The organism is Streptomyces polyasparticus, from assembly GCF_014493765.1.
In the GTDB taxonomy this organism is placed as follows: Bacteria; Actinomycetota; Actinomycetes; order Streptomycetales; family Streptomycetaceae; genus Streptomyces; species Streptomyces polyasparticus.
Genome location: NZ_JACTVJ010000007.1, coordinates 64,545 through 89,177, shown reverse-complemented (window position 1 = coordinate 89,177; position 24,633 = coordinate 64,545). Strand labels below are relative to the sequence as shown.

General features: G+C 70.6%; 27 protein-coding genes. 5 read left to right on the top strand and 22 right to left on the bottom strand.

Annotation, left to right across the window (positions count from 1 at the left end; genetic code table 11):
• Nucleotides 1–3 precede the first annotated feature (3 nt).
• The 8 genes from H9Y04_RS16005 to H9Y04_RS15970 all read right to left on the bottom strand — a co-directional run bounded on the left by H9Y04_RS16005 (nucleotide 4) and on the right by H9Y04_RS15970 (nucleotide 8,008).
• Nucleotides 4–2,226 (bottom strand): phage minor capsid protein, encoded by a 2,223-nt coding sequence (locus H9Y04_RS16005; RefSeq protein WP_308800994.1) that lies wholly within the window; start codon nucleotides 2,224–2,226, stop codon nucleotides 4–6.
• A gap of 765 nt (nucleotides 2,227–2,991) precedes the next feature.
• Entirely contained in the window at nucleotides 2,992–4,401 is a 1,410-nt protein-coding gene (locus H9Y04_RS16000; protein ID WP_236070910.1) for a phage portal protein, read from the bottom strand.
• A gap of 49 nt (nucleotides 4,402–4,450) precedes the next feature.
• Complete coding sequence (locus H9Y04_RS15995) at nucleotides 4,451–4,627, bottom strand: hypothetical protein (protein ID WP_187814551.1); 177 nt, start codon at nucleotides 4,625–4,627, stop codon at nucleotides 4,451–4,453.
• On the bottom strand, nucleotides 4,624–5,850 hold the full coding sequence (locus H9Y04_RS15990; RefSeq protein WP_214661324.1) for a PBSX family phage terminase large subunit: 1,227 nt from the start codon (nucleotides 5,848–5,850) through the stop codon (nucleotides 4,624–4,626). Before H9Y04_RS15990 ends, H9Y04_RS15995 begins: the two co-directional genes overlap by 4 nt.
• Complete coding sequence (locus tag H9Y04_RS15985) at nucleotides 5,733–6,404, bottom strand: helix-turn-helix domain-containing protein (RefSeq protein WP_236070906.1); 672 nt, start codon at nucleotides 6,402–6,404, stop codon at nucleotides 5,733–5,735. The genes H9Y04_RS15990 and H9Y04_RS15985 overlap by 118 nt, the downstream gene beginning before the upstream one ends.
• 145 nt (nucleotides 6,405–6,549) lie before the next feature.
• Nucleotides 6,550–6,993: a hypothetical protein gene (locus H9Y04_RS15980; RefSeq protein ID WP_187814549.1), complete on the bottom strand. Its 444-nt coding sequence runs from the start codon at nucleotides 6,991–6,993 to the stop codon at nucleotides 6,550–6,552.
• Between the two features lie 81 nt (nucleotides 6,994–7,074).
• Nucleotides 7,075–7,536: a hypothetical protein gene (locus H9Y04_RS15975; RefSeq protein ID WP_187814548.1), complete on the bottom strand. Its 462-nt coding sequence runs from the start codon at nucleotides 7,534–7,536 to the stop codon at nucleotides 7,075–7,077.
• 46 nt (nucleotides 7,537–7,582) lie between these two features.
• Nucleotides 7,583–8,008: a hypothetical protein gene (locus tag H9Y04_RS15970; RefSeq protein WP_187814547.1), complete on the bottom strand. Its 426-nt coding sequence runs from the start codon at nucleotides 8,006–8,008 to the stop codon at nucleotides 7,583–7,585.
• 198 nt (nucleotides 8,009–8,206) lie between these two features.
• Between H9Y04_RS15970 and H9Y04_RS47505 the strand changes: the two genes are divergently transcribed.
• Nucleotides 8,207–8,329, top strand: coding sequence for a hypothetical protein (locus H9Y04_RS47505; RefSeq protein ID WP_268980478.1), 123 nt, complete (start codon nucleotides 8,207–8,209; stop codon nucleotides 8,327–8,329).
• A 76-nt stretch (nucleotides 8,330–8,405) separates the two neighbouring features.
• On the opposite strand, the gene H9Y04_RS15965 is transcribed toward H9Y04_RS47505, so the two are convergent.
• The 13 genes from H9Y04_RS15965 to H9Y04_RS15905 form a co-directional block, all read right to left on the bottom strand.
• On the bottom strand, nucleotides 8,406–9,209 hold the full coding sequence (locus tag H9Y04_RS15965; RefSeq protein WP_187814546.1) for a hypothetical protein: 804 nt from the start codon (nucleotides 9,207–9,209) through the stop codon (nucleotides 8,406–8,408).
• A gap of 20 nt (nucleotides 9,210–9,229) precedes the next feature.
• Nucleotides 9,230–9,616 (bottom strand): hypothetical protein, encoded by a 387-nt coding sequence (locus H9Y04_RS15960; protein WP_187814545.1) that lies wholly within the window; start codon nucleotides 9,614–9,616, stop codon nucleotides 9,230–9,232.
• Nucleotides 9,617–9,827: 211 nt separating this feature from the next.
• A complete protein-coding gene (locus H9Y04_RS15955) occupies nucleotides 9,828–10,190 on the bottom strand; it encodes a hypothetical protein (protein ID WP_187814544.1) in 363 nt (120 codons plus the stop codon).
• Nucleotides 10,191–10,286: 96 nt separating this feature from the next.
• A complete protein-coding gene (gene ssb / locus H9Y04_RS15950; protein ID WP_187814543.1) occupies nucleotides 10,287–10,742 on the bottom strand; it encodes a single-stranded DNA-binding protein in 456 nt (151 codons plus the stop codon).
• On the bottom strand, nucleotides 10,742–11,254 hold the full coding sequence (locus H9Y04_RS15945; protein ID WP_187814542.1) for an HNH endonuclease signature motif containing protein: 513 nt from the start codon (nucleotides 11,252–11,254) through the stop codon (nucleotides 10,742–10,744). Before H9Y04_RS15945 ends, ssb begins: the two co-directional genes overlap by 1 nt.
• 80 nt (nucleotides 11,255–11,334) lie before the next feature.
• The gene (locus tag H9Y04_RS15940; RefSeq protein WP_187814541.1) at nucleotides 11,335–12,030 is read right to left on the bottom strand and encodes a zinc finger domain-containing protein; all 696 of its coding nucleotides are present in this window, start codon (nucleotides 12,028–12,030) and stop codon (nucleotides 11,335–11,337) included.
• Nucleotides 12,027–12,983 carry a mucin-2 gene (locus H9Y04_RS15935; RefSeq protein ID WP_187814540.1) on the bottom strand — a complete coding sequence of 319 codons (957 nt, stop codon included), beginning with the start codon at nucleotides 12,981–12,983 and terminating at the stop codon, nucleotides 12,027–12,029. Before H9Y04_RS15935 ends, H9Y04_RS15940 begins: the two co-directional genes overlap by 4 nt.
• A 33-nt stretch (nucleotides 12,984–13,016) precedes the next feature.
• Complete coding sequence (locus H9Y04_RS46140; RefSeq protein WP_308800993.1) at nucleotides 13,017–13,265, bottom strand: aromatic ring-opening dioxygenase LigA; 249 nt, start codon at nucleotides 13,263–13,265, stop codon at nucleotides 13,017–13,019.
• Nucleotides 13,262–13,816 (bottom strand): hypothetical protein, encoded by a 555-nt coding sequence (locus H9Y04_RS15925; protein ID WP_187814538.1) that lies wholly within the window; start codon nucleotides 13,814–13,816, stop codon nucleotides 13,262–13,264. The genes H9Y04_RS46140 and H9Y04_RS15925 overlap by 4 nt, the downstream gene beginning before the upstream one ends.
• Complete coding sequence (locus tag H9Y04_RS15920) at nucleotides 13,813–14,721, bottom strand: ERF family protein (RefSeq protein WP_187814537.1); 909 nt, start codon at nucleotides 14,719–14,721, stop codon at nucleotides 13,813–13,815. Before H9Y04_RS15920 ends, H9Y04_RS15925 begins: the two co-directional genes overlap by 4 nt.
• Nucleotides 14,718–15,086 (bottom strand): hypothetical protein, encoded by a 369-nt coding sequence (locus tag H9Y04_RS15915; RefSeq protein ID WP_187814536.1) that lies wholly within the window; start codon nucleotides 15,084–15,086, stop codon nucleotides 14,718–14,720. Before H9Y04_RS15915 ends, H9Y04_RS15920 begins: the two co-directional genes overlap by 4 nt.
• A gap of 14 nt (nucleotides 15,087–15,100) precedes the next feature.
• Nucleotides 15,101–15,325, bottom strand: a complete 225-nt coding sequence (locus H9Y04_RS15910) for a hypothetical protein (protein WP_187814535.1) — start codon at nucleotides 15,323–15,325, stop codon at nucleotides 15,101–15,103.
• Complete coding sequence (locus H9Y04_RS15905; protein WP_187814534.1) at nucleotides 15,322–15,552, bottom strand: helix-turn-helix transcriptional regulator; 231 nt, start codon at nucleotides 15,550–15,552, stop codon at nucleotides 15,322–15,324. Before H9Y04_RS15905 ends, H9Y04_RS15910 begins: the two co-directional genes overlap by 4 nt.
• Before the next feature lie 263 nt (nucleotides 15,553–15,815).
• On the opposite strand from H9Y04_RS15905, the gene H9Y04_RS15900 reads away from it, so the two are divergent.
• From H9Y04_RS15900 to H9Y04_RS15885, 4 genes are all read left to right on the top strand, one after another.
• Nucleotides 15,816–16,235: a helix-turn-helix domain-containing protein gene (locus H9Y04_RS15900; RefSeq protein WP_187814533.1), complete on the top strand. Its 420-nt coding sequence runs from the start codon at nucleotides 15,816–15,818 to the stop codon at nucleotides 16,233–16,235.
• A 23-nt stretch (nucleotides 16,236–16,258) separates the two neighbouring features.
• Nucleotides 16,259–16,576 carry a hypothetical protein gene (locus tag H9Y04_RS15895; protein WP_187814532.1) on the top strand — a complete coding sequence of 106 codons (318 nt, stop codon included), beginning with the start codon at nucleotides 16,259–16,261 and terminating at the stop codon, nucleotides 16,574–16,576.
• Nucleotides 16,577–16,613: 37 nt separating this feature from the next.
• Nucleotides 16,614–18,275 carry a recombinase family protein gene (locus H9Y04_RS15890; RefSeq protein ID WP_187814531.1) on the top strand — a complete coding sequence of 554 codons (1,662 nt, stop codon included), beginning with the start codon at nucleotides 16,614–16,616 and terminating at the stop codon, nucleotides 18,273–18,275.
• A gap of 78 nt (nucleotides 18,276–18,353) precedes the next feature.
• Complete coding sequence (locus H9Y04_RS15885; RefSeq protein ID WP_187814530.1) at nucleotides 18,354–20,006, top strand: long-chain fatty acid--CoA ligase; 1,653 nt, start codon at nucleotides 18,354–18,356, stop codon at nucleotides 20,004–20,006.
• 79 nt (nucleotides 20,007–20,085) lie between these two features.
• Here the strand turns inward: H9Y04_RS15885 and H9Y04_RS15880 are convergent, their stop codons facing one another.
• Entirely contained in the window at nucleotides 20,086–24,588 is a 4,503-nt protein-coding gene (locus H9Y04_RS15880) for a PAS domain-containing protein (protein WP_187814529.1), read from the bottom strand.
• Nucleotides 24,589–24,633 lie beyond the last annotated feature (45 nt).

Below are 24,633 nucleotides of genomic sequence, written 5' to 3'. Positions count from 1 at the left end.
CCTCTACCTCTTGTTCTGCTGGTCGGATTCGTTCTTGCGGGCGCTGGCGGCCCATCGCTGGGACTGTCCGGTGACCTGCTCGATGAACTCGGCCTGTGTGAGCCGGCCGTGTTCTTTCCACCACTGCTTAAGTTCGTCGCTCGCCCGGGCGTGCGCGATGCGTGCGGGCCCGGAGAACAAGGAAACCGGATCGATGCCCGCGGCGGCGGCCTTCTTGTTCAACAGGTAGCCGCGGCAGTCGTCTTCCGCGGCGAGGAACTGGCGGTAGACGTACTCGTCGTACAGCGCGCGGGCCTCGCGGCGGGTGATGGTGTGCCGCTCGTCGGTGTCGCCTCCGTCCTCTTCGTGGGCGGTGGCGAGCGCGGCGGCCTCGGCGGCGAACGTCTCGTCGTCGGCGAGGCGCCCCCAGTCTTGCGGGTCGGGGGCGGGCGCCATGGTCTCGGCGAGGGCGTCACGGTCGGACAACAGGTCGGACACTGTGTTGCCGGTGTCCGACGGGGCGGGCAACTCGACTGCGTCGCGGCGGTCCATCTCACCGGCGATACGGTCCAGTTCGGGAGCGTTCGCGTACTGCATCGCCCATGCGAGGTGGTCGTCGGACACGTCGGACAGGTCGCCGAGCAGCTGCCCACTGGGAAAGAGGCGGGCGAGCAGGTCCCGGCGTGCGGCCTCGGCGGCAATGGCTGAGGCCTCGGGGCCGTGTCCGGCGTCGCGGTAGCGGGCGGCGAGCGTGTCGTCGGACAGGCCCACCAGATCGGCGCGCACCCCGGGCAGGCGGGCGGCGAGGTCGCGGCGGTCCATCTCGCGCGCGATCCTGAGCGCGTCGTCGTTGTCGACGTGCGGTAGGACACGGGCGAGGTCGTTGTCGGACAGCGCGAGCAGGTCGTCGGACAGCCGTCCGCCGCGCGTTGCACGGGCGAGCAGGTCCTCGAGGTCGCGCCGATCGGCCTCAGCCTCGATGCGTGCGCGGGCGCGGTCGTCGAGCAGCTGCGAGCCCTCGGCGGCGGCGAGCTGGTCGTCGCGCATCTCCCGTACGGATTGGTCGTCGCCGGACCAAACGCGCGCCGCCTCGACCTGCGCGGGCGTGGCCTCGGTACGGGGCTGGGGAAGGTTGGAGGCGCCTGGCTGCTCGCGGTGGCGTAGCCGGCGCAAGTCCGGGTGTGCGGCGAGGTGGTCGCGCATGGCGCCCTGCCACTGGCGGACCTTGAGCCGTGCGGCGCGCTGCGCCTCGGGCGTCACGGCGGCGGCCTCGCGGCGCTTGTACTTGCGGATGTGCCGCTCGATCGCGCGCTGTCGCTGCCCTGCCTCATACCCCGTGGGGTCGCTCTCGGCCTGCTCAATGACGGTGAGGCCCGGGGTATAAGCAGACACGGAATGACGGCAGTTGGGATGCTGCAAACCGGCGCGGCGCGCTTCGTCGAGCGAGCCGGCAACCGGGACGCGGACCATGCGGCCGTCCTCGATGGCGTGCTCGACCTCGACCGTGCGCTCGCCGTCCCGTCCGCCGATCGTCAGTACGCGGCCCTCCCACGGCCGGCACAGGGGGCACTCGCGCGGGGCGTCCGACACGTACACCAGATCAATGCCCGCATCGGACAGGGTCCGCATGTGCGCCTCAGTCGCCGCACGGGCCACGGACGTGCGTACGGCCATCTCGGCGTACGAGGTGAGTTGCCACCTGCGGCCAGCCTTGTCGACGAACGACCGTATGCCCTCGTCTGCGAACCGTCGCATGGCGTCCTGTACCGCTTGACGGCGGGTTCCCGTGCCGAGCAGGGGCGTTGCGGTCACCTCGGCGACAATTGCGCGGAACCGGTCGACGACGGCCCGCAGAATCGAGCGGTGCGTCGAGGTAACAACGTCCACGGTCTCACCTGCGAGTCTGTCCACAGCCTGTGCATTCGGCGTGACCTCATCGACCAGACGGCGCGCATCGTCGGACAGCGCGCCCAACTCGGCGACCGCGGCGCGGTGTCCGGTGTTGTACGCCTCGGCGACCACATCGAACACTTCGAGCGTCACGGCACGTCCAAGCTCGTCGACGACGGCCTGTGAGGCGCGGCGCAACTGCTGTACGGCGGCGAGCTTCCGCTCAACCCAACCGGGTGCATCAAGGCCGGCGGCCAACTGGCGGGCGATGATGCCCAACAGGCGCGCCTCGGCGTCGGCGTAGAGGTCGCGGGTGTGCTCGGCGAGCGGCTCGACCATGCCCGGGTGGATCGGCACGACCTCACCCCGCTACTCGCGCATAAGGGGCAATTCCCCGCAACACTCGACCGTGTGGCGTGAATCGCATTGCGAATTTCGGGACCCCTGGCGCATCACCTGAAATCGAATCCGTAGGCCCTGACGTGGTAATTCGCCGCACGAATGACATGTATATGTTGCCACGTCATTGCAGGTCAGAGGTGATGTGCATGTCGTTGCAGGGTGCATGTGAATTCAATGGTGCGGAACGTTGGTTAGGGTCTTCGGTATGGGAATCGAACTTCAGGTAACGGCCCTTTCCGCTCCGTTCTTTGGTGTCTTCGCGCTCCTGCTCGCATGCTCCCTTGCGCACCCTGACCCGGTGATCCGGGCGCGGGCTGATCGCCTCCTGGCCACGCTGCTTGGGGGCGGCGGCACGCCCTACCGGTAGCGGGAGGGGCAATTTTGGCCAACCTGCATGGCCTCGAACGGCCAGTGTCTGGCTCTCGTGCGGTTGTCATTGCGCTTGTGGGATGCGGATTCGGCATACGGAATGCTGATTCCGCATAGGAGATACTGAAACCGAATACGGGTGTATTGGGCTTCAGGTGGCCGATGCTCGTGCTTCCCAAAATCGCGAGCAAGGAAGAGCCAGTAAGTTCCCGCTTATGACCTACGGAATAGACGCCATTGGCGCCGCATTCATGGCCCTTGTTCTTGTCGCACTTGCGCACCCTGACCCGGAGGTGAGTGGCAAGGCTGAACGGCTCCTTCGGATGCTGTTCGGCCCGCTGTAAATACGGATCAGGCCGGAAACGTTCCAACGGGGTCGGGCGCGGCTGCCCCGGTCTCGGTAAGAATCGCTGAGACCTCCGCGTGTATGGCGGTGTCGTCCCACTCGGGGTGAAGGATCTTCACCTTGGTTGCGGTCGAGACCGCCCCCGCGCGGTTGAGCAGGTCGAGCGTGGTCGCCGTGGCCTGCTCGGACTCGGCGACGCCGTCGCCGAACTCCACGCGCGGGCGCTCGGGCGTGATCCGGCTTCCGAACTGCACGGCATCGATCTGCAACAGGACGTGCAGCATGTCGGCGAGCGGATGGCGGGCATAGCCGGCCTTCTTCTTCCGCGTGACCATGCTCCGTTGGTCCTTGCTGTCGACCTCGGTCGCGGTGACGGGTTGCCCGTCGCCGTCGAGGCCGAACGACTGGGGCGAGTAGCCGGCCGTCTGTGCGGCCTGCCGCATGATGGCCTCAGCTGTGGCGCGGTGCTCTTCGACTCGGATCTCGAACTGATTCAGCGTGATGCCGCTGCCCTCGTTCGGCGGCATCTTGAGCGAGTGCCAGACCTCGCGGTCGTCGTCGAATGACGATCCGTTTCCGGGGCCGTGGTCGCGTAGGTATCCGTCCGGGACGATCAAGCGGGCGCGGGCGAGGCGGATGTCGCGCATCCAACTGGTCCACGTGGTGTCGAGGGCATCGAACAGGTCGTGTACGCCGGCGTAGTCGCTGCGTCCGACCGGTGAGCCGCGGTGCAGCCGGTTGGGGAGCATGTTCGGCACGTATGCGGCCGTGAGGTCGCGTATGCCGGTGGTGATGCTGACGCCGTCCTCGTCGAGGGAGTCGACCAGTTCGGCCGTCTCGGGGTGCTCGGTGAGGGGCACGGTGCGGCCGATGCTGTCGCGGGTGCCCACATAGAGGGCGTGCACGATGCGGCCGGACTCGTGTCGCTCGAGGTGGCGCCACACGGTTGCCTCGGTCGAGCCTGGCAGTTCCCGCCAGAACGTTACGGCGCGCAGCATGCCGAACCGGAACTCGGGTATGGCGCCGTCGGGTTGGCACACGGTCAACAGCGGCCGGTCGGTCAACTCGCGGTCCCACGTGACGCGCAGGAACACGCCGGACAGGGCGGCGGCCTGCTCGGCGGCGCTGAGCAACACCTGTTGTACGCGGCCCTCGTCGAGCAGCTGCTCGAGCCGGTCCTGTGTGGCGGTGTCCTCCACGGTGATAGCCGGCATATCTGCGAACAGCAGGTCGGCGCTGGTCGCTGCGATGTCGCCAGGCAACGGGATATGTAGACGGTGGTCGCGGCGGTCGAGGCGCTGCTCGAACGATCGGCGTCCCCACAGGCGGCGCCGCTCGGACAGGCCCGGGTGATTGCGGTAGACGCGTGCAAGGCGCTTTCGGTCGCCGCTGTACCAAGCGTCGTCGATGCGCATTGCGTCATAGTGCGGCGCCCATGTCGGCGGCGGCCACGCGGCCCCGTTCTCAGGGAGTGCCATCGTCGCCCCCTTCACGCATGGTGGTCTCGCACGCGTCTGCGGCCCGGCGGAACAGTGTGGCGAGGGCGGGGCGTACCTGCTCGTCGGCGCCGAGGGTCAGTTCGCCTACCTCGACGGTGTGCTCGCCCACGGTGAGCCGTACGGGCAGGGTGAGCGCGGTCATGCGGTGGCCTCCTGTGGCGTGGTGAGCAGGTGGCGCCACTCGTGCGCCGTCGAGTGCACGGCGTAGCGCAGTGCGTCGGCGCTGTGGTCGTCCACCTTCAACGGGGCGTCCTCGCCGCGCTCGGTGGCTTTCGGGTCCCAGCTGTAGCCGGGCAGTTCGCCGAGCAGCCCCTCGCACGATTCGTGGACGAGCAGGCGGTCGGCGGCGAGCAGACTGGACACGGACCGGATGCCGTCGGCGACCTCGTTCGAGGCGCGGGCGAGACCTGGAAACCCGTCCTGCCACATCTGCGTAGAGAAGCTGGCCGCGCTCGGGTCGATGAACGTCCATTCCGGCGTGACGTCGAGGCGGTCGAGCCACGTCCGTACGGCGGCGCTGTACTGCGCATCGGTCATCTGCCGGTGCGTGGCGCGCGAGTCGTGGCGCCACTCAGCAACGACGTACAGCCGGCCGTCGACTCCTTCGCCGAGCAGGATCGCCGAGAACGGGTTCGTGGTGCCGTAGTCGCATCCGACCCAATGCCGGCGCATGTCGGGTAGGTCGGTGACGACGTGGCGTTCCTCGTCCCACATGTCGTAGATGGCGCCCTCGGCCACCACCCATGCCCCGTCGATCATGCGGCGGCGCCACAGGCCGACGTACTCGGCGGCGAGGTCGGCGACGTACGTGGGCGACAGCGACGGGTTGTCGGACAGCCTGAAGTGCCAGGCTCTGAGGTTCAGTTCGTGGGCTCGGTCGAGATATCCGGTCTTGAGCCAGTGCCGCGGGCTGTCGGGGTTGGTCGTCGCGTACAGCCGTGCGCCCGGGACGGACAGGCGGGCGAGTAGCTGGGTCCAGAACCCCTCGGGCAGAAGCGTTGCTTCGTCGACGTAGGCGAGTTGGGCGGTCAAGCCGCGTAGCCGGCCCTCGGCGCGCGCGTCGGCGGCGCCGATCAGATGGACTGTTCGGCCGAGGATCGTCGCGGTGGTTGCCCCACGGGTGTGCACGACGTGCCGGGCGAGTGGCCCGAACAGCGCGTGATCCTGCAAGGGCTCCAACACGTTGCGCTCGATCGTCTGTAGCGACCGACCACAGATGATGATCAGTCCGGACGGGCCGGCGCCGGCTATGGCGATGACGAACGCGAGCAGGCTCGCAATGGTCTTTCCGGAGCGCACTGACCCGTGCCACAGGTTGATACGGCGGGTGGCTTGGCCAATGCTGCGCAGCTGCTTACGGGACAGGGGCAGGCGGTCGAGGTCGAGCACCGACTCACCCCCCCGTCGGCACTCCCGTCGTCGGTATCGTCGCCGGCCGCGTGCGTCAGTGCCTCGCCGAGGGTGCCCAGCATGCTGCGCACCTGCTCGACTCCCTCGGCGCCTTCGGCCGGGGCGAGTTTGAGTGATCGGTCAATGGCGGTCCCAGTCGCGGCGAGGATGGCGCGTTGGTCTTGGAACGTGGGGCGTTCAAGGTGCGTCTCGGACCACACGTTGTCTCTGCCGCCGAAAGCCCCGATGGTGCACGGCTCCCACAGTTGCGCGCGCAGCTGCTCGGCGTCGCGCTGCAAGGTGAGGGCGAGGGCGCTGCGGCGTGCGGCGAGGTCGGCGCGGCGTACCTCGGTGGCGACGGCGACCTCGGCCGCGCGGTCGAAAGTGAGCGGGGGCTCGAAGGCGGCGGCGATCTTCGAGACGGTCGACGGAGAACGCTTGATCGCCTTCGCGATTTCGTTGCGGCTCTTGCCCGCGGCGTGCAGCCGGCGCACCTGCTCGCGGTCGTGGTCGTCGATGGGGCGGCCCATGGGCGGTCACCTCCCGCGGACACACGAATGCCCCGCCGCTAGGGGGTGAGCGACGGGGCGTTCGTCAGGGGGCGTCTGATTCTGGGCACGCCAGGGTCAGCACCCACATTAGGTCACGGAAAGATAACGGCGCAAGGGGTGTTGATCACGTGCGCGCGCGACGCTGCGCGTCCGGTCGCGGCGGCGGTGTCGAGTGGCCGAGCAGTTCGTCGGCGTACTGCCGTCGCACGTGCGGACCGGGCGGCGGCGCGGGGAGCAGCTGCCCCATCGGATGCGGCGCCCGGGGCGAGGGCCGGCCCGCTGCGCCGTCATGCCGAATGGACGGGCTCGCCTGGGCTGCCGGCTCGGCGAACTGGTAGGCGGCGAGGGTGGGCGCGGTTCCGCGGGGGACTACACCGTGCGCCCATGCGGTCCGGTACATCGCGGCAAGCTGTCCGACGGCCTGCCGGACCGTGTCCGTGAAGTTGGTACCGGTGCTCATGATGTCGGCGAGGTCCGCGGCGAGCAGTTCGTCGATACGGACCGACGGACGGCTACCGGTGGTCGGCGGGGCCGTCTGCTTGCTCTCGGTAGGGTTGGCGTTGGCCATGGTGGGGGTTGCTCCCGTCAGGGTTAGTCGGGCCCGTCCGGTGGTGACGTCACCGTGTACGGGCCCGCATCTGCGTGCGGACTATTGGTCTGGTGTGGCTTCGGTCTTGGGCTTGCGAAGCTGCCGGTAGACGTAGGACTCGGTCATGCCGAGGTCTGCGGCGATGGACGGTACGGGTTGACCGTTGTCGCGTGCGCTGCGGATGAGCCTCGGCGTGATGGCGGCGGCGGCCTCGGCGGCGAGGCGGATGTCGCGCACATCGCGCAGGCTGAGCACATCTGTTGCGAGTAGGTCGAGAAGGTCGGCGAGTGCTTCGGGGCCGCTGTCCTTATGCCGGGTGTAGTCGTCGGCAATGTTGCGCACCTGCTCGAACGGGTCGCGGTCCTCGTCGGGGTCGCCGCCGGCCGCGATGATCTCGGTTCGTCGCCGCTCTTCGTACTCGCCCATGATCGTGAGCATCTGCTCTTTGAAGTGGTCCGCGGCCGAAGGGGGTGTGAGCCCCTGCCGTGCGATGGCGCGGCGGTTGTGTTCCTCGGTGCCCATGTGTCGTACTCCGGTGTTGGTCGGCTCGCTCGGGCGGGCCGATTGGCTACGCGAACAGGGCGCCCTGTTCGCGGTCGAGGGGGAACAGGGTCGGTGTGGTGCTGCGCTCGCCTATCCACTCGCCGCGCCACGTTCCGTCGGTGGCTTCGGCCTCGGTGACCAACTTGGCGGCGAGGTCCGCAGCGAGCGTGGTGGTGGCGCGGCCGGCGCGGTCAAGCCACGTACGGGCGGCCCGCGCTTCGGCCGCGGTGTGCAAGTTGCGGTTGATGAGAATCGCCTCGGCAAATGCGCTGATGAAACGAAGCGCGGCCGTTGAGTGCGGCGTGATGATGAGCGTGCGTCCGCGACCTCGACGGCCTGCGTCGAGCGTGGCGCGAGCGTCGCGCGCGGCAGGATCGGCGGCGGCCGGGCCGGTGGTGAGGTCGGCGGCGGCGAGGTGGTCGGCGAGTGCGCCGGGGATGGTGACGCGCATGGGGGCTGCTCCCTGTGGGTCGGGGCCGGGTGACGTCCGGCACGACACACTGTACTGAGTTCTGAACTGAGTACAAGAGGGGTTGCTCTGCCAACTCCACGTGTTCATAGGTAAGTTGGTTTGGTCTTCACCTCCGATTGGGGGACTGGCCCGACGCGTCTAGGCGCGTCGGGCCCGCCGTAAACAGGAGGAGGAGACATGGCCGAGGAATCGACCAAGAGGTCAAAGATCACGCGCGAGCTTGCATCGCGCGTGGCGGTCGCACTGGGTGTTCGCGCTCTGTGGGCTGTCGTCGTGGAACTATTCCGCGGCGATCTTTGACGATCGCCCTAGTAGCGATGCCGCGGCCGTCGGGTGCCCCCCTTTCCCGCCGGCCGCGGGCCTCGCCCGGTGGGGCTCAGCGCCTGCTCTCCATCGCAACGAACAGGCCGACAAGTTCGGCGCCCCGCCATGCTCGGCGGTGCCGATCGTCGAGCAGGACAGGCGCCCCGCAGGCTGATCCGGTCGAGCAGGTGACCACAGGCTCGCCACCGGACCGTGTATGGCCGGCGAGCTGTCCCCCGCAGTACGGGCACGGCGCGTCAAGCGTGGTTGTTCGCCCATCGCGGCCGAGTGACCGCTCGACAGTCCGGCGCGCACGGTGCGCGGTCAAGGCGATGTGGTCGAGCAGGCGGACGGGCATCGGCCGGAACAGGTCGCCGTGCATCTCCTCGAGGGCGCGCCCCTCGAGCCATACGGCGGCCCAGTGCAGACCAAACGCGCGAGACCCCGGTGAGGTGGGGGCCTGGTAGTGCCACCGAGCAGGGTCGGCGGCATCGGCTGAGTCGTGCCGATATTGGCCGCGATGCGGGAATGCCGCACGGATGGGGCGCTGTACGGCACCAGCGACCTGATCGGCGAGGTCGAATAGCTCGCGCTCGACCTCGATCGCGGCATCGAGGGCGCCGAGGTTGAGCGGGGCGGGGTGCTCGCGCAGGAGCAAGGGGAGTCGACCAACGGTCTCGACGGGCTGCTCGTCGTCGACGTCGTCGCTCTGCTCGGCGAGGTGTCCGTCGATGTATGCGCGCGAGTCACGGGGCGGCCATTCAGCAGCTGGGCGGCGGCCGATAGCTGCGAGCAGGTCGCCCCACTGCTCGCGGACGGCGGCGAGGTCAACGGCTGCGCGATGTGCGGTCGGTGAGGTGGCGAGGGTGGTCGTCATGGTGTGGCTGCTCCTGGTGCTCACGGCTGGTCGAGGACGTTGCGCACGGCGTCGGCCATGTCGTGTCGGCCGTTCTCGTAGGCGAGGGTGTTGGGCAGGCCGAGGCGTGGCCGGGCGTCTGCAGGCAGGACGGTGCGCACGTCGGCGAGTAGGGCCTCGCCCTCGCAGATCGCGGCCTCGGCGGCGCGTACGCGCTGCTGCTCACGTCGTACGGCGGCCTGCTGTCCGCCGGCCTCCGCGCGGTAGCGGTCGCACTCGGCGACCTCGGCCTCGACGTGGGCCCGCAACAGGGCGGCCTCGGCGGCTGTGAGACTGCCGCGGCGCTGGGCGCGGTCGAGCAGCACGAACAGGGAAGCGCGGCGGGCGCTGCGCTCGGCGGCGCGCTGCTCGCGGCTACGGCGGGTCATCGGTTCCCCTGGGAGCGTTCGGCGAGCACGCGGCACGTGATGCAGTCGTGAGGGCATCGCCCTTCCCCCTTGGCGAGGCGCAACAGCGCGCGGTCGACGTCACGTTCGTGGTTGCGGGCGAGTGGCCCCGGGTCCTCGCGGCAGGCCCATCGGGCCATGGGCACACAGGATGCGATGAACAGGAGGACGGCGAGCGTCCATACGAGGTCGCTCACAGGCCGGCCTCGCCGTCGAGGGTGATCGCGTGCGCGTCGAGCTGCCTGCGGATGTGGGCCATGCCGGTGAGCAGGCCGCGCGTGCCGCGGTTGACGCCGTGCTCGTCGCGGTAGTCGTCGGTGTGCTGCCGGGCGAGGACGGACAGTTCGCGGGTGTGGGCGGCGAGCAGCACACGGGCGGCGGCGAGGGCCTGCTCAGGGGTGCGCGGTGCGTCGTCGAGCAACACGTCGCGCAGCGTGAGAAGGGCAGGCTGCTGCTCGCCGTGGTGGAACGCGAGGGCGTCGCGTACGTCGGCCACCCAATCCGCGGCGGCTGTCGGATGGCGGGTGTCGTGGGAGACGGCGGGGAAGCGGGTCACGGGGCGGTGCTCCTGTCTCAGGTCGAGAGGGTCGAGGCGCTGCTCACGCGCGCGGGGCGGCCCGCGACCGGACGCGCGCCGGTTGCGGAGCCGTGGTCAGTACGCGGGTTCGTTGCCGTATCCGCCCGTCGCCCACTGGTCGCCGGCGGGCTGCTGGCCGTACGCCTGTGGGGCGCCCTGCTGTGTGCCGTTGGCCTTGGTGACGACGGCGGTTGCGCGGAGCAGGGACGGGGCGACCTCGTCGGCCTGGATTTCGTACGAGGAACGGGTCTTGCCCTCGCGGTCCTCGTACTGGCGCTGGGTGAGGTGGCCAACGACGATCACGCGCATACCGCGCAGGACCGATGAGGCGACGTGTTCGGCCTGCTGGCGCCAGACGGCGACGCCGAGGAACAGCGGCTCGCCGTCCTCCCATGCGTTGGTTTGCCGGTTGAACTTCCGGGGCGTTGCGGCCATGCGGAAGTTGCAGACGGCGGCGCCGGCCGGGGTGAACCGTAGTTCGGGGTCGGCAACGACGTTGCCGGTCATGGTGATGGGGGTCTCGCCACTCATTACGCGGCCCTTTCGAGGGTGGGGATGGTTGGGCGGATGGGTGCGACGACGGCGAGGCGGTCCTTGCGGGCGCGGCGGCGGGCGGCGCGGGCGGATGCGTTCTTGCACGCCCGGCACTTCCGGGTTCCGTTCGGTGCGCGGTAGGTGTTCGCCTGGTCGTAGGGGTGGCCGGCCGGGCAGTGCGTCACGGCGGCTCGGGCGGCGACGTGGTTGGTCGAGCGGAGGATGTTGGTGCGGTGGGTAACGGCCTCGAGGTGGGCGGGGGCGACGCATTCGCGGCGCCGGCATCGGTGGTCGACCTCGAGGCCGGCGGGTATGGGGCCGTTGGCCTGCTCGAATGCGTAGCGGTGGGCTTTGACCGTGCGGCCGTCGAGCCAGAACGTTCCGTAGCCCTTCTCGTTCTGACTGCCGCTCCATAGGTGGCAGGGGCCGGGGCAGTTCCGGCGGAGCGACCAGGGGCCCGAGGCGGTCACCTTGACGGCGAACCGGGCGGCAGGGGTGGGCCGTTGCATGGGGATGTACCTCCGTCGTGACGTAGACGTACGAGCGAACGGCCATGCATGCGCGATGACTAGCTATGCATGCATGGATATTAGAGGGCGTGAGCTGCCCTGTCTTGCTGTTTGCCGGTGGCGAGATCGAGGCGCGAGGGGTGCGCCGAACTGCGCGGGGTGCGCCGGTAGTTGACGCACGGCTCGCCTGTGCGGGCACGGCACTGCTCGTACGGGCACGGCACGTCGAGCGGGTCCGGCAGGCCCTCGACGGCGAGGCGTTCCCGCTCAGCGCGGCGCGGCCGGTACGCGGTGAGGGCGTCGCGCACGGTCCGGGGCACGTAGTCGCCGAGGGCGGCAAGGCGTTCGGCCGCAACGTGCTCGCGTTGCTCGCGACTTGTGCCGGTCAGCTCGCGGAACGTGGCGGCCGAAACGGCGCCGATGGCGACGGCGTGCCGGGTGCCGAGCAGTTCGGCCCGGTAGGCGGCCGGATCATCGGGGTTGGCCGCGGGAACGGGGTCGTGGTGGCGGTCGACGACGTCGCGGCGGAAATCGTGCCACGGCCGGGACACGTCCGACGGCTTGATCGGGTACGGGCTGGTTGCGATGTGGTGGCGCACTACCTGTGCGGCATCCCAGCTGCGGCCGGTCGGGTGCGGGGCGCTCGGCGGAACGTCGGCGAGCAGGTCGGCCCACTGGTCGAGCACTTCGTCGGCGGCGGCCTGATCAGTGGGGGCACTGCGCGGGTCGAGGCGCACGGCGTAGGCGAGCAGGGCAGCAACTTCGGGCCGGTTCACTGGGCGGACTCCTTCACGTCGTCGAGGGCGGCCGTACGGAACAGGTCGGCGGCGCGCTGCACGCGGCCCGGGCGAGCGGCGTCGAGGGGGATCACGTCCGCGCTGGGCGAGGTCGGGGCGCCGGCGGGTACCGGGGGAAGCGCGGTCCAGCCGGGCAGGAAGTACCGCACGGAGCGCGGGCGAGAGCGGGCGCGGCGCCACTGCTCGCGGGCGTGGTCGACCAGGGCGCCGACGGCGGTCCGCTTGACGATCGCCTCGAGGCGGAACCAATCGGCCTCGGCTAGGGACCACTCGACGACGACGCCGGCCGCGGTGAGCGCGTCCCGCAACGGTCGACAGTTCACCGGGACGGCAGGCGTCGAGCCGTAGCTAGCTAGCTGTACCTCCGCAGGAGGTACAGCGGGACGGGTCGGGTCGGGACGGGGGGACCGTGACGGGCTGGCTCCGTCACGCTGTGACAGGTCCCTTTGACCTGGGATGTCGTCCGGAAACTCGATCTGATTCGCAGACGGTTCGCGACTTTCCGGCCTCGAATCGTCCTCGATTCGCAGACGATTGGCCGACGAATCGAGCGGATTACGCTCCTGGGTCCGCTGTTCGGCGGCGCGTTCGCGGGCCCGCTGCTGGCGCTCGGCGGCCCGTGCGCGGTCGTCCTCGACGCGCGCCCGACTGGGGTTGTAGATCAGGAAGTCGTGCATCACGTAGTCGCCGGCCGCAGGCTGCACACACCGCGAACAGTCGTGGCCGGATGCGTGCCACAGGCCGGCCGCGAGCAGCTTTCGAGCCTGCGGGGCGGTGCCGTACAGCTGGGCGACGACGCCCGGTACTACGCCCTCGGTGAGGTGCTGAGCAGCGTAGGCGCCGGCACGAACCCACAGGCCAAGCGCGGCATTACCGGCCTTGAGCAACTTGGGGTGCGCGTGGGCGGTGTCGTCAACCTTGAACCATGGCACGGGGGTTGTTCTCCTGTCCGGATCGGTGCGGGCTCACGCGGCGCGGAAGTAGGGGCGGGTACGGGCTGGTTGGTGCTCCTCGCACCGCAACCCACACGGATACGGCCGGACGGGAACGGCGCCGCATCGCGGGTTGCCGTGCTGGCACACGCGCGGCGGTGCGTCCTCGACGAGCGGGGGCTCGACCTCGACGGCGAGCTGCCCAGGCACGTGCTTGACCGGCGGCGCATCGAGCAGCCGGCGCGTGCGGGTGAGCCTCACCTCGGGGGCCCGGGCGCTCACTGCTCGACCTCCGCGGTAAGCGCGGCCAACTGCCCGGCGAGGGCGCCCGTGCGCCACGCGTCGGCCGTCGCCGCCTTCCCGCCGGTACGCCACGTGATGCCGTGCGTACGGGCACGCGTCGGCTTGATGGCGACGCCCGGCACGTCGAGAACTTCACCGGTGACCTTGTCGACCAGCTTCGCGGCGCCGGCGGCGCCCATCTCGCCGAGCAGTTCGGCGAGCTTCCATGCCTTGACCGTGCGCACGATGCGCGTCTCGGTCCACTCTTCGCCTGGCCACTGCTGGCGCACCCATCGGGCGAGGGCTTCCTCGTCCTCGACGACAGGCCCCGTCTCGCCCTTGCGTATCGCGATCGTGGCGACCTGCTCGCCGCCGGGGAGAAAAGCGCCGACGCGCTCGGTTCCGTCGCGCTTTTGCGCCGCGTCGAGGGCGCGCTGCGTCCGGGCCCGCACGACCTTCTGCTCGGCGGCCACCCGTTCCGCGAGCAGCTTCAACACTGCGGCCTGCGTGGCGAGGTCCCGCAGTGACTCGACCGGCTGCTCGGCGGTCATGCGCGCGCTCCTCTCGCCGCGTCGAGCAGGTCGTCGCGCATCTCGCGCAGCTGCTCGAGCGTGGCCTCGGCCGGCTTCACGCCGTGGCGCGCGGCGACCAGCTGCTCGACCTCGGCGCGATCGGTCACCCCCGCGCTGCGCGCGGCGTCGAACAGCTCGCCCATCGCGGCCCCGTGTTCCTCGCCGGCGGGCGCCTGTGGCCGCTGCTCGGCGGCTGCGCGGCGCTTGCTCGCGTCGACCTGGTCGAGCTGTGCGACGTACTCGGCGGGGGCGCCGTCGGCGACGGCCGCGGCGCGCACCTTCGCGAATGCCTCGGGGGAGGGCGCCTTACGGGCCTCGGCGAGGTAGTCGCGGCGCGGTCGCTTCGCACGGCGCGGCTGGTGCTTGCTCTGCTGCTGGCGCGGGGCGTTGTTGACGGCAGGGGCGTCCCGGTCGCCGTCGTCGATCGAACGCGCGTCGATGGGGATCATGAAGACCTGAAACAACATGTACTTGAGCGCGGCGGACATCGCCTTGTTCGTGCTCTTGTCGCCCATGTCCATGGCCTCACCCGGCACGGTGACGAGCAGGCAGTCACCGGCTGGGCCGAAGACGCGGAACAGCATCGTCACGACGGTGTGCGTGCCCTTGTCGCCGCGCGGGCGCTGCCGGTGCTCGATGACCTCGGGCGCGATGAAACAGCCGTGCGCGCGCATTGGGCCGGCCATGGCGGACATCGCGTCGTCGACGCCCCGGAAGCTGTAGTTCTGCTGGGTGTTGCGCTGTCCCTTGGCGACGGGCATCACCTCGCGCATGACTCCGTGGATCACCTGAAAGATCCGGGGAGCGTCCGCGGGTGCTCCGTCGGGAGCGGGCACATAGGCCGTCTCGATACGGGGTGTGGTCTCGGGTACGGGGCTGGTCATGCTGCGGCACTCCGGTTGTCGGCGGCGCTGGCGGCGTGGTGGTTCAGCTGGCTGGCGAGACGGCGGGCGGCGGCCGGTTCGAGCAGGACGTCGAGGTGATCGGCGACGGGGCACTCGTCGAGCAGGGCCTCGCGTGATCCGTCGGCCTCGGCGGCGCGGATGGCGCGCTCGTGCTCGGGCATGTCCGGGTCGCCGGTCGCGTGCGCGAGCCGGGCGACTCCGTGGGCGTGGACGCCGAGCAGCGCGGCGACGGCCTCGGGTGCTTCGGCGTAGGCGAGGGCGAGGTCGTCGAGCAGGCGCGCGGCGCGGTCGAGAAGCGGCAGGCGCACCGCGGCCCCGTCGGGGGTCAGCTGGGCGTGAATCATGCGGTCCCTCCTGATCAGGCCGCAGCCGGGCGGGCGGTGAGGTCGGGGTGCGCGCTCTGTGCCTGGCGTCGCAGGCGGCGGATGATCAGCTCGATTTCGTCGGCGCTCAGCCGGCTGCCGGCCGCTGCTGCCTCGGCGGCGGCGCGGATCGGCATCGAGTCCCGGCGGGCCCGTGCGGCGTCCAGGGCGGCGCGCGCGTTCGCGAAGGCCTGCGCCTTGGGGATGACGGCACGCGTCATGCCTGGGCCTCCTTCTCGGACAGGGCGACCAGGTCCTCGACGGCGACGCCGTAGGTCGCTGCGATACGCAGCACCGTGTGCAGGGTCGGGACGTGCTTCCCGCCGATCAGGCGGTAGATCGTGGCTCCGTCCACGCCAAGAGCGTTGGCGCGGTCGGTGATGCGGTGGTGTCCGCTGCGCGCGGCCAACTCCTCGTAGCGGGCGCGCCGGAAGATGACGAGCGACACACAAGCCCCCTCCATCTGTTCACGCATAACGGCTATGCGCGGATGGATGGACGATAGGTCGCCACTTCGATCTATGCAAGCGTGCATAGCTGGAACTTGTCTCCGGCATATATCGAATGGATGTGCGACTGATGGCGACGGTCCGCGTATAGTGCAGGTCTCAGAGTGGCGAAACGACCCCGACGAAGCGTGCTGACGGCCGAAGTAGGTCAATATTCAGCAACGCATGGCATGCATGCGCGCATGACGGTTAGCATGCGCGCATGCCGAAGGAGACCAACCGACCCGACGCGGACGCCCAGGCGTTCCGCACATGGCTAGCGGAGGAGCTGAGAAAGAGTGATTACGACGTAGACGACCCACGCGCAGGCGTACAGACCCGCCTCGGCGCCGAGCTGGGCGTCTCCCAGTCGAGCATTTCCCGACTGCTCCGAGGCCAAGGAAAACCGGACATCGGCCTGTTGACCGCCCTGTCCCGACACCTTGCCATCGACCTGCGCGAGCTGCTGATCCGGTCCGGCCGGGTCGCTGAAACAGACCTCCCCGCCCCCGGCGCCCCCACCGCGCCGCCCCGCGGCAGCCTCACACCAGAGGAAGCCGCCGACGGCCTCGGGATCACGGGCGAGGACAAAGACCTGTTCACCGCATGGGTACGGCGCCTCAGGGGGGGTGCCAGCCACTAGGCAAGGCAAGCAAGGGGAGGAACGTGCACGTCAACCACCGTCGCCAACCGGACGAGACTCGCCCCGTCCCAATCGGCGTCGCCGCGCTCTACCGCATCACAACCGGCATCACCCGAAGGCGAAAAGCGCCCCTCATCATCGGCGCCGCCCTCGCAACGATCGCCGTCGCCCTCCCCACGGGCGCCTACGTGACACGAACAGTCCGCGCCCGCATCGACGCACACAACCTCAAGATCACGATGGCGGCATACATGCTCGGCGAACGCGACGCCCTCGCACGACTCACGGCGTCACACACCGACACCGCCGCCCACCTCACGGCACGAACCATGGGGAAGTGACGGACAGGCCGTCGCTCCCCTGACCAAGGGGGGGCACATGCCACGAGAGATCAGAAAGGGGCTCGACGAGTCCGCGTTCGAAGGCCTCGACATCGACGCTTCGGACGCGGGCGACCTCGAACCCTTCATCGGGTACATCCGGGTATCCACCTGGAAAGAAGAGAAGATCAGCCCCGAGCTGCAACGGGACGCAATCGCCCAATGGGCCAAGCGCACAGGGCGCCGCATCGTCGCATGGGTCGAAGACCTCGACGTATCCGGGCGCCACTTCAAACGCAAGATCATGAAATGCATCGAGAGCGTCGAGGCGGGCCAAGCCCGAGGCGTAGCCGTCTGGCGCTACTCACGCTTCGGCCGCGACCGCACCGGCAACGCGATGAACCTCGCCAGGCTGCAACAGGCTGGCGGCGAACTGGAGTCCGCGACCGAACCCGTCGACGCCTCGACCGCCATCGGCCGGTTCCAACGCGGGATGATCCTCGAATTCGGCGCCTTCGAAAGCGACCGCGCCGGCGAGCAGTGGCGCGAGACCCACGACCACCGCCGCTACAAACTCCAGTTGCCCGCCCACGGTCGCCGACGCTTCGGGTACATCTGGCACCGCCGCTACGACCCCGCAACGGGCACGCTCCAAAAGGAGCGATACGAAGCCGACCCCGACCTCGGCCCCGTCGTCGCCGACCTCTACCGCGACTACGTCGCCGGCGACGGCTTCAGCATCCTGTGCGGCAAACTCAACCGCGCCGGACACCGCACCACACAGGGCCGCCTGTGGCACACCGAAACCCTCAGCCGCTACATGGACAGCGGCTTTGCCGCCGGCCTGCTCCGCGTCCACAACCCCGAATGCCGCTGCCGCAAGACCGACGGCCACTGCCGCAACCGCATCTACATCCAAGGCGCGCAAGAGGAACTGATCGACTTCGACCTGTGGCAGGCCTACCTACAGCGCCGCAAGGAAGTCCGAGAAACCGTCCCACGCTCCCGGACCGGCATCTACGAACTGACCAGCCTGGTCAAATGCTCCGGCTGCAAACTCGGAACCGCACTCAACGCCGCCCGACGCAACGGACGCAACGAGCCAGGATTCGCCTACCGATGCAGCCTGCGCGCCAAAGCAGGCGCCACCGCATGCGACGGCATCCTCATCCACCGCACCGAAGTGGAAAACGAGGTCTTCCGCTGGCTCACACGCGTGGCCGCCGAAGGCATCGACGCAGCACCCTCGACCGCACACCACGGCCCCGAACGCGACCTCGCCGCCGAGCAAGCCGCAAACATCGCCGCCCGCGCCCGCACACAGGCCGAGATCGACAAGCAGCGCACGGCACTCGCACGACTCCGCGCCGAGCACGCGGCCAACCCGGACGACTTCGGGCCAGGCGAGTACGAAGAGGCCGCAGACCTCATCCGCGAAAAGCGCAGAGAGGCACAGGCACTACTCGACAGCATCCCCGAGACCGAGCCCCTGCCAGACCGCGCCGAGTTCATACCGCTGGTGATCGGCACAGTCGAGGAGTGGGACACCCTCGACACCCGCGGGCGGAACATGATGCTGCGCAAGCTCATCCGAAGAGTGGCCATCACCCGGCACGGCGCCGGGAACGAGAACCACGAAATAGCCATTCACCCCGTGTGGGAGCCCGACCCGTGGCCGGCCCCGCAACCAACCACGAGGATCGAAGCTACCGAGAGGTAGTGACATACCACGCGGTACGTGCGCAGAATCATCCCACTCGTCGCGATGTGGCGACGGCGCCCACCGGGAGGGATTGCTGTGCAGAGCACGATGCAGGACGTACCGCTGACGGTCAGCCGGATTCTGGAACACGGTCGCAGGATCCACGGTCAGTCGACCGTGACCACGTGGACCGGCGAGGCGGAGCCCCACCGCCGTACGTTCGCCGAGATCGGCGACCGCGCCGCACAGCTCGCGCACGCACTCCGTGATGACCTCGGCGTCGAGCCCGGAAGTGCTTTGGGCACGCTGATGTGGAACAACGCCGAGCACGTCGAGGCGTACTTCGCCATCCCCTCCATGGGCGCGGTGCTGCACACGCTCAACCTGCGCCTTCCTCCGGAGCAGTTGGCGTGGATCGTGAACCACGCGGCCGACCGTGTCGTCCTCGTCAACGGTTCGCTGCTCCCCCTGCTCGCCCCGCTCCTGCCGCACCTCGCGCCCATCGAGCACGTCGTGGTCAGCGGCCCGGGCGACCGTTCGCTGCTCGACGGGGCGAGCGTCCAGGTGCACGAGTACGAGGAGCTCCTCGCGGGCAAGCCGACCTCGTACGACTGGCCGGAGATCGACGAGCGCCAGGCCGCGGCCATGTGCTACACCTCCGGCACCACCGGTGACCCGAAGGGTGTCGTCTACTCGCACCGTTCCATCTACCTGCACTCGATGCAGGTCAACATGGCGCAGTCGATGGGTCTGACCGACCAGGACACCAGCCTGATCGTGGTGCCCCAGTTCCACGTCAACGCCTGGGGGCTGCCGCACGGCGTCTTCATGACCGGCGTGAACATGCTGATGCCGGACCGCTTCCTGCAGCCCGCCCCGCTCGCCGAGATGATCGAGCGCGAGCAGCCCACGCACGCCGCCGCCGTGCCCACCATCTGGCAGGGCCTGCTCGGTGAACTCCAGCAGCGGCCGCGGGACATCAGCTGCATGAAGCAGGTGACCATCGGCGGCTCGGCCTGTCCGCCCGCCCTGATGGAGGCCTTCGACAAGCTCGGCGCCACCGTCTGCCACGCCTGGGGCATGACGGAGACCTCGCCGCTCGGCACGGTCGCCCGCCCGCCGGCCAACGTGGTCGGTACGGAGGAGGAGATGGCGTACCGGCTCACGCAGGGCCGTTTCCCCGCGGGCGTAGAAGCCCGCCTCGTCGGCCCGGCCGGTGAGTTCCTGCCGTGGGACGGCCAGTCCGCCGGTGAGCTCGAGGTGCGTGGACCGTGGATCGCGGGCTCGTACTACGGCGGTGCGGGCGGGGAGAACTTCCGCCCCGAGGACAAGTTCAGCGAGGACGGCTGGCTCAAGACCGGCGACGTCGGCGTCATCAGCGCCGACGGCTTCCTGACCCTGACCGACCGCGCGAAGGACGTCATCAAGTCCGGCGGCGAGTGGATCTCGTCCGTCGAGCTGGAGAACGCCCTGATGTCGCACCCCGAGGTCGCCGAGGCCGCGGTCGTGGCCGTACCCGACAAGAAGTGGGGTGAACGGCCGCTCGCCACCGTGGTGTTGAAGGAGGGCGCGTCCACCGACTTCGCCCAGCTCAAGGACTTCCTGGCCACGAAGATCGCCAAGTGGCAGCTGCCGGAGCGGTGGTCGATCGTGGAGGCGGTGCCGAAGACGAGCGTCGGCAAGTTCGACAAGAAGGTGATCCGCAAGCAGTACGCGGAAGGTGAGCTGGAGATCGTCGAGCTGATGTAGCTCCCGTTACGCGGCGTCGGGCCCGGGTTTCACGTGAAACATCGCGTGCGACCCGGGCCCGACTGCGTTGTACGTACGGCTAGTTGGTGCCGATCTTGGCGAGCAGATCCACGATCCGCGTCTGCACCTCGACGCTCGTCGACCGCTCCGCCAGGAAGAGCACCGTCTCCCCCGATGCCAGCTTCGGCAGATCCGACTGGTCCACGGCCGCCGTGTAGACCACCAGCGGCGTGCGGTTGAGCTGCCCGTTCGCCCGCAGCCAGTCGACGATCCCGGCGCGCCGGCGACGTACCTGCATGAGGTCCATCACCACGAGGTTCGGCCGCATCTGCGTCGCGAGCGTCACCGCGTCGGCATCCGAAGCGGCCCGCGCCACCTGCATGCCGCGCCGTTCGAGCGAGGCCGTCAGCGCGAGGGCGATCTCCTCGTGCTCCTCGATGAGCAGCACCCGCGGCGGATGCTGCTCGCTGTCCCGCGGAGCAAGTGCCTTGAGCAGTACGGCGGGATCGGCGCCGTAGGCCGCCTCACGCGAGGCCTGGCCGAGCCCGGCCGTCACCAGGACCGGCACCTCGGCCGCGACCGCCGCCTGACGCAGCGCCTGCAGCGCGGTCCGCGTGATCGGCCCGGTCAGCGGGTCGACGAACAGCGCGGCGGGGAACGCCGCGATCTGCGCGTCCACCTCCTCGCGCGAGTGCACGATCACGGGCCGGTAGCCCCGGTCGCTCAGCGCCTGCTGCGTGGAGACATCGGGCGCGGGCCACACCAGGAGCCGGCGCGGGTTGTCCAGCGGCTCCGGGGGCAACTCGTCGTCCACCGGCAGCGGTTGCGGCCGGTTCGCCACCTCGACCGCACCGCCGGGACCGTCGAGCGCCTGCGGGCCCTCGGCGCCGTCGGCGGGTGCGTCTATCGCGTAGGCGCGGCCCCGGCCCTCGCTGCGGTCCGGCTGCGCGGGCGGCAGGGGCTGCGATACGGAGAGGGGCTGGGAGGCGGCAGAAGGCGGCTGCACCGCGGGGGTCTGAGCCGCCACCACGGAAGCGTCCGGGTGCTGCGGCGATGACGGCGGCGCGGCCTCGGCCGCACTCCGGGGATCCGGTACGGACGGGTCCGTGCGCGGCGGCGTACCTGCCTGCGGATGCGCCTGCGCACCCGCGGTGGTGCCCGTATCCGTCCGGGCCTCGGTGCCCGTGCCCCGCCCTGCGCTCTGTTCCGCGTTCCGCTCGGTGTTGCGCGGGTCCGGCGGCGTACCCAGCTTGCGCCGCCGCCCGGATCCGGCCGGCGCCTGCCCGCCGAGGCTCTGCCCCGAGCGCGCGGACGGCAGCGGCGGCAGCCCGGGCAGACGCTGCTGCTCGGCGAAGTGCTGCGCGAACGGCACACCCTGCCCGAGCGTGCGCACGCTGAAGCCGCGCCCCTGCGAGGAGTTGCTGTCCGCGGCCGTCTCGGCCGGCAGCGGCTGCGCGCTGCGCGGGCCGGCCGGCTCGCCCGGCGCCTGCAGCGCGTGGCCGGTGCTCCCGGCGGGCTGCGGTGCGTCACCGGGGTGGTGCTGCTCGGGCGGCAGGGGTGCGGTCGGTCGGGGCCCGGAGTCCCCGTCCGCCACGGGCGCCGCCGCCTGCTCGGCGGCGGCCTCCGGTGCGGGCATCGACGACTGCTCGGCGACGGCTCCCGTCACGGGGATCGGTGCCTGCCCAGGTGCAGCGTCCGGTGCGGGGAGCGGCGTCTGCCCGGGCAGAGCTTCCGTCACGGGCATCGGCGTCTGCCCGGGCACAGCTTCCGTGCCAGGGACCGGCGTCTGCGCGGAGACGGCTTCTGTCGCGGGGACGGTCCCGGCAGCCGGGGACGTCTGCTCCGGTACGGGCAGGGGTTCCGCGGCCGGACGCGCCCGGCGCCGCCCACTGGGCGCATCCACCGGATGCGGCTGCGCGGGCGTGTGCCCGGCCGCCGGCATCGCCAGGCCGCTCGCGTACATCGCGTCGTGCGACTGCGCGCCGAGGTCGTCGTGCGGATGCGCACCCGCGTTGTCGTAGGGATGCGCGGGCGCGGTCTCGTCGAGCACGGTCGCCTCGCCCGTCGCGCCCGGCGCCCGGTCCGCCTCGGCGGGCGGCAGCGCGAACGCCGTACGTCCGGTGCCCGCCTCCTCCGCCGCGGCCCGTTCGGCGGCCGCGGCCAGCGCCCTGCGGCGCCGCCCGGTCGGCCGTGCCTCGACGGGCGCCTCGCCGTCCCCCGTACCGGCCGGCGGCAGAGCGGCAACGGCCGCCTCGCGCCGCGCCCTTCGGCCCGTCGGCGCCGCGTTCTCGCCCGCGGGCATGCCCTGCGGCGGCACGGTGGCGCCGAGACCAGGGGCGCCCGCGGGCGCCCCTGCGGCATGCTCGGCCGCGGTCACCACGGAGCCCTGTGGAACCTCGGCCGCGCCGACCGCCGCCGCGCCCTGCTGGGCTCCGGCCGCGCTCCTGTCCTCGCCGCTGCCGGACGGGTTGCCCGTACGACGTCGGCGCCCGGTACCTCCACCGCCACCGGACACGGAGATCCCGGCCCCTTCGGACACGGCAACGGGGGCACCGCCGGGCAGCGCGATCCCGCCGCCGTCCGAGTCCGCGGAATTCTGCGCGGGCACCCGCTCGGCCTCGGCCGCCTCCGCCGCGGCGGCACGCCGGCGCCGCCGGCCGGTCGGCGCGGACGCCGGCTCAGTGACGCCCGGGCCGTCCGAAGGGCGGCCCGAAGGCCCGGTGAGCCCGCTGTCCGCATGCCCGCTGTCCGTATGCCCGTTGCCCGTGAGCCCGTTGTCGAGGAAGGAATCCACGGACGACCGCCGCGCACGCCGCCGCCCACCGGACCCGGACGTGCCCGGGTCCGCCGTGGCACCCGCGCCCGTATCCGCACCCGGGGCCTGCTCGGGCAGCGCCAATTCGCTGCCCGCGGGCACCGCCTCGACGGTCCCCGCGCCCGACCCGATCGGCACTTCCAGGACGAAAGCGCTGCCGCCCATCCCCGGCACCTCATGCGTCTGCAGCACACCGCCGTGCGCCCGCACGATGCCCGCCACCAGCGGCGCGTGCACGGGATCGCCGCCCGCGTACGGCCCGCGGACCTCGATCCGTACGACATCACCGCGCTGCGCGGCGGCCACCACGATCGTGGAGTCCACATAACCGGCCGACGGATCCGCGGCCCGCGCATTGCCCGTCGAGTCGATCCCGGCCACGTCCGCGATCAGATGCGCGAGCGCCGTGGCGAGCCGCCCGGCGTCCACCTCGGCCTCGATCGGCGGCGCGTGCACCGCGAACTGGGCACGGCCTGGCCCGATCAGATCCACCGCACCCTCGACACCGGCGGTCACCACGCGGTCGAGCAGCGCGGGCACCTTGTGCAGCGAGTGCGAACCGTCGTCGAGCAGCTGGTAATTCAGGACGTTGTCGACGAGCGTCGTCATCCGCGTGTAGCCGGCGGCCAGGTGGTGCAGGATCTGGTTCGCCTCGGGCCACAGCTGGCCGGCCGGGTCGGCGGCGAGCGTGCCGAGCTCACCGCGCAGATGCTCAAGGGGTCCGCGCAGCGACTCCCCGAGCACGGCGAGCAGCTGGGCATGGCGCGAGGCGAGCGCCTCGTAGCGCTCCCGCTCCCGTTCGGCGAGCTGCTCGTAGCGCGCGGCTTCCCGCTCCTGCAGATCCGCGTAGCGCTCGCGCGCCCGCGACTCCAGCTCGGCGTACCGCTCGCGCTCGCTCGCCTCGAACGCCTCGAACTTCTCCTGCGCCTCGACCCGCTGCTCGTCGAGCTGCGCCTGCAGCGCGTCATAGGCCCGCCGGTCGGTGAACGCGAGCACCGCACCGACCAGCTGATCCCCGTCCCGTACGGGAGCGGTGGTCAGATCCACGGCGACCGGCTTGCCGTCCTTCGCCCACAGGACCTGCCCGCGCACGCGGTGCTTGCGGCCGGAACGCAGGGTGTCGGCGAGCGGGCTCTCCTCGTACGGGAAGGGCTCACCGTCCGGGCGCGAGTGCTGCACCAGCGCGTGCAGCTCCTTGCCGCCGAGATCGCTCGCCCGGTAGCCGAGGATCTGCGCCGCGGCCGGATTGACGAGAACGACCCGCCCCTCCGTGTCCGTGCCGACCACGCCTTCCGCGGCGGCCCGCAGGATCATTTCCGTCTGCCGCTGCGAACGCGCCAGCTCGGCCTCGGTGTCGACCGTCCCGGACAGATCCCGTACGACGAGCATCAACAGCTCGTCGCCCCAGGCACCCTGGCCCTGGCTCTCGTACGCCTGACGTCCGTCCAGATTCGCGCTGGTCACCTCGACGGGCAGCTCACTGCCGTCGGTCCGCCGCGCGGTCATCCGCTTCGGCTTGGTCCGCCCGAGCTCGTCGGCCGCGTCGGGCCGGCGCATCGAACCCGGGATCAGCCGCGAGTCGAATGCGGGCAGGAGGTCGAGCAGCCCCCGCCCCACAAGTGCCGTACCCGGCGCCTCGAACGTGTCGAGCGCGATGGTGTTGGCGTTGACCACCGTGCCGTTGGCGTTGACGAGTAGCAGCGCATCGGGCAGGGCGTCGAGTATGGCTGCGAGGCGAGCAGCGCCTCGGGATGGCCTGCTGCTCACGACGACGGGTCCTCCCTGTTACCGCACCTTGCGTGCCCCCGGACC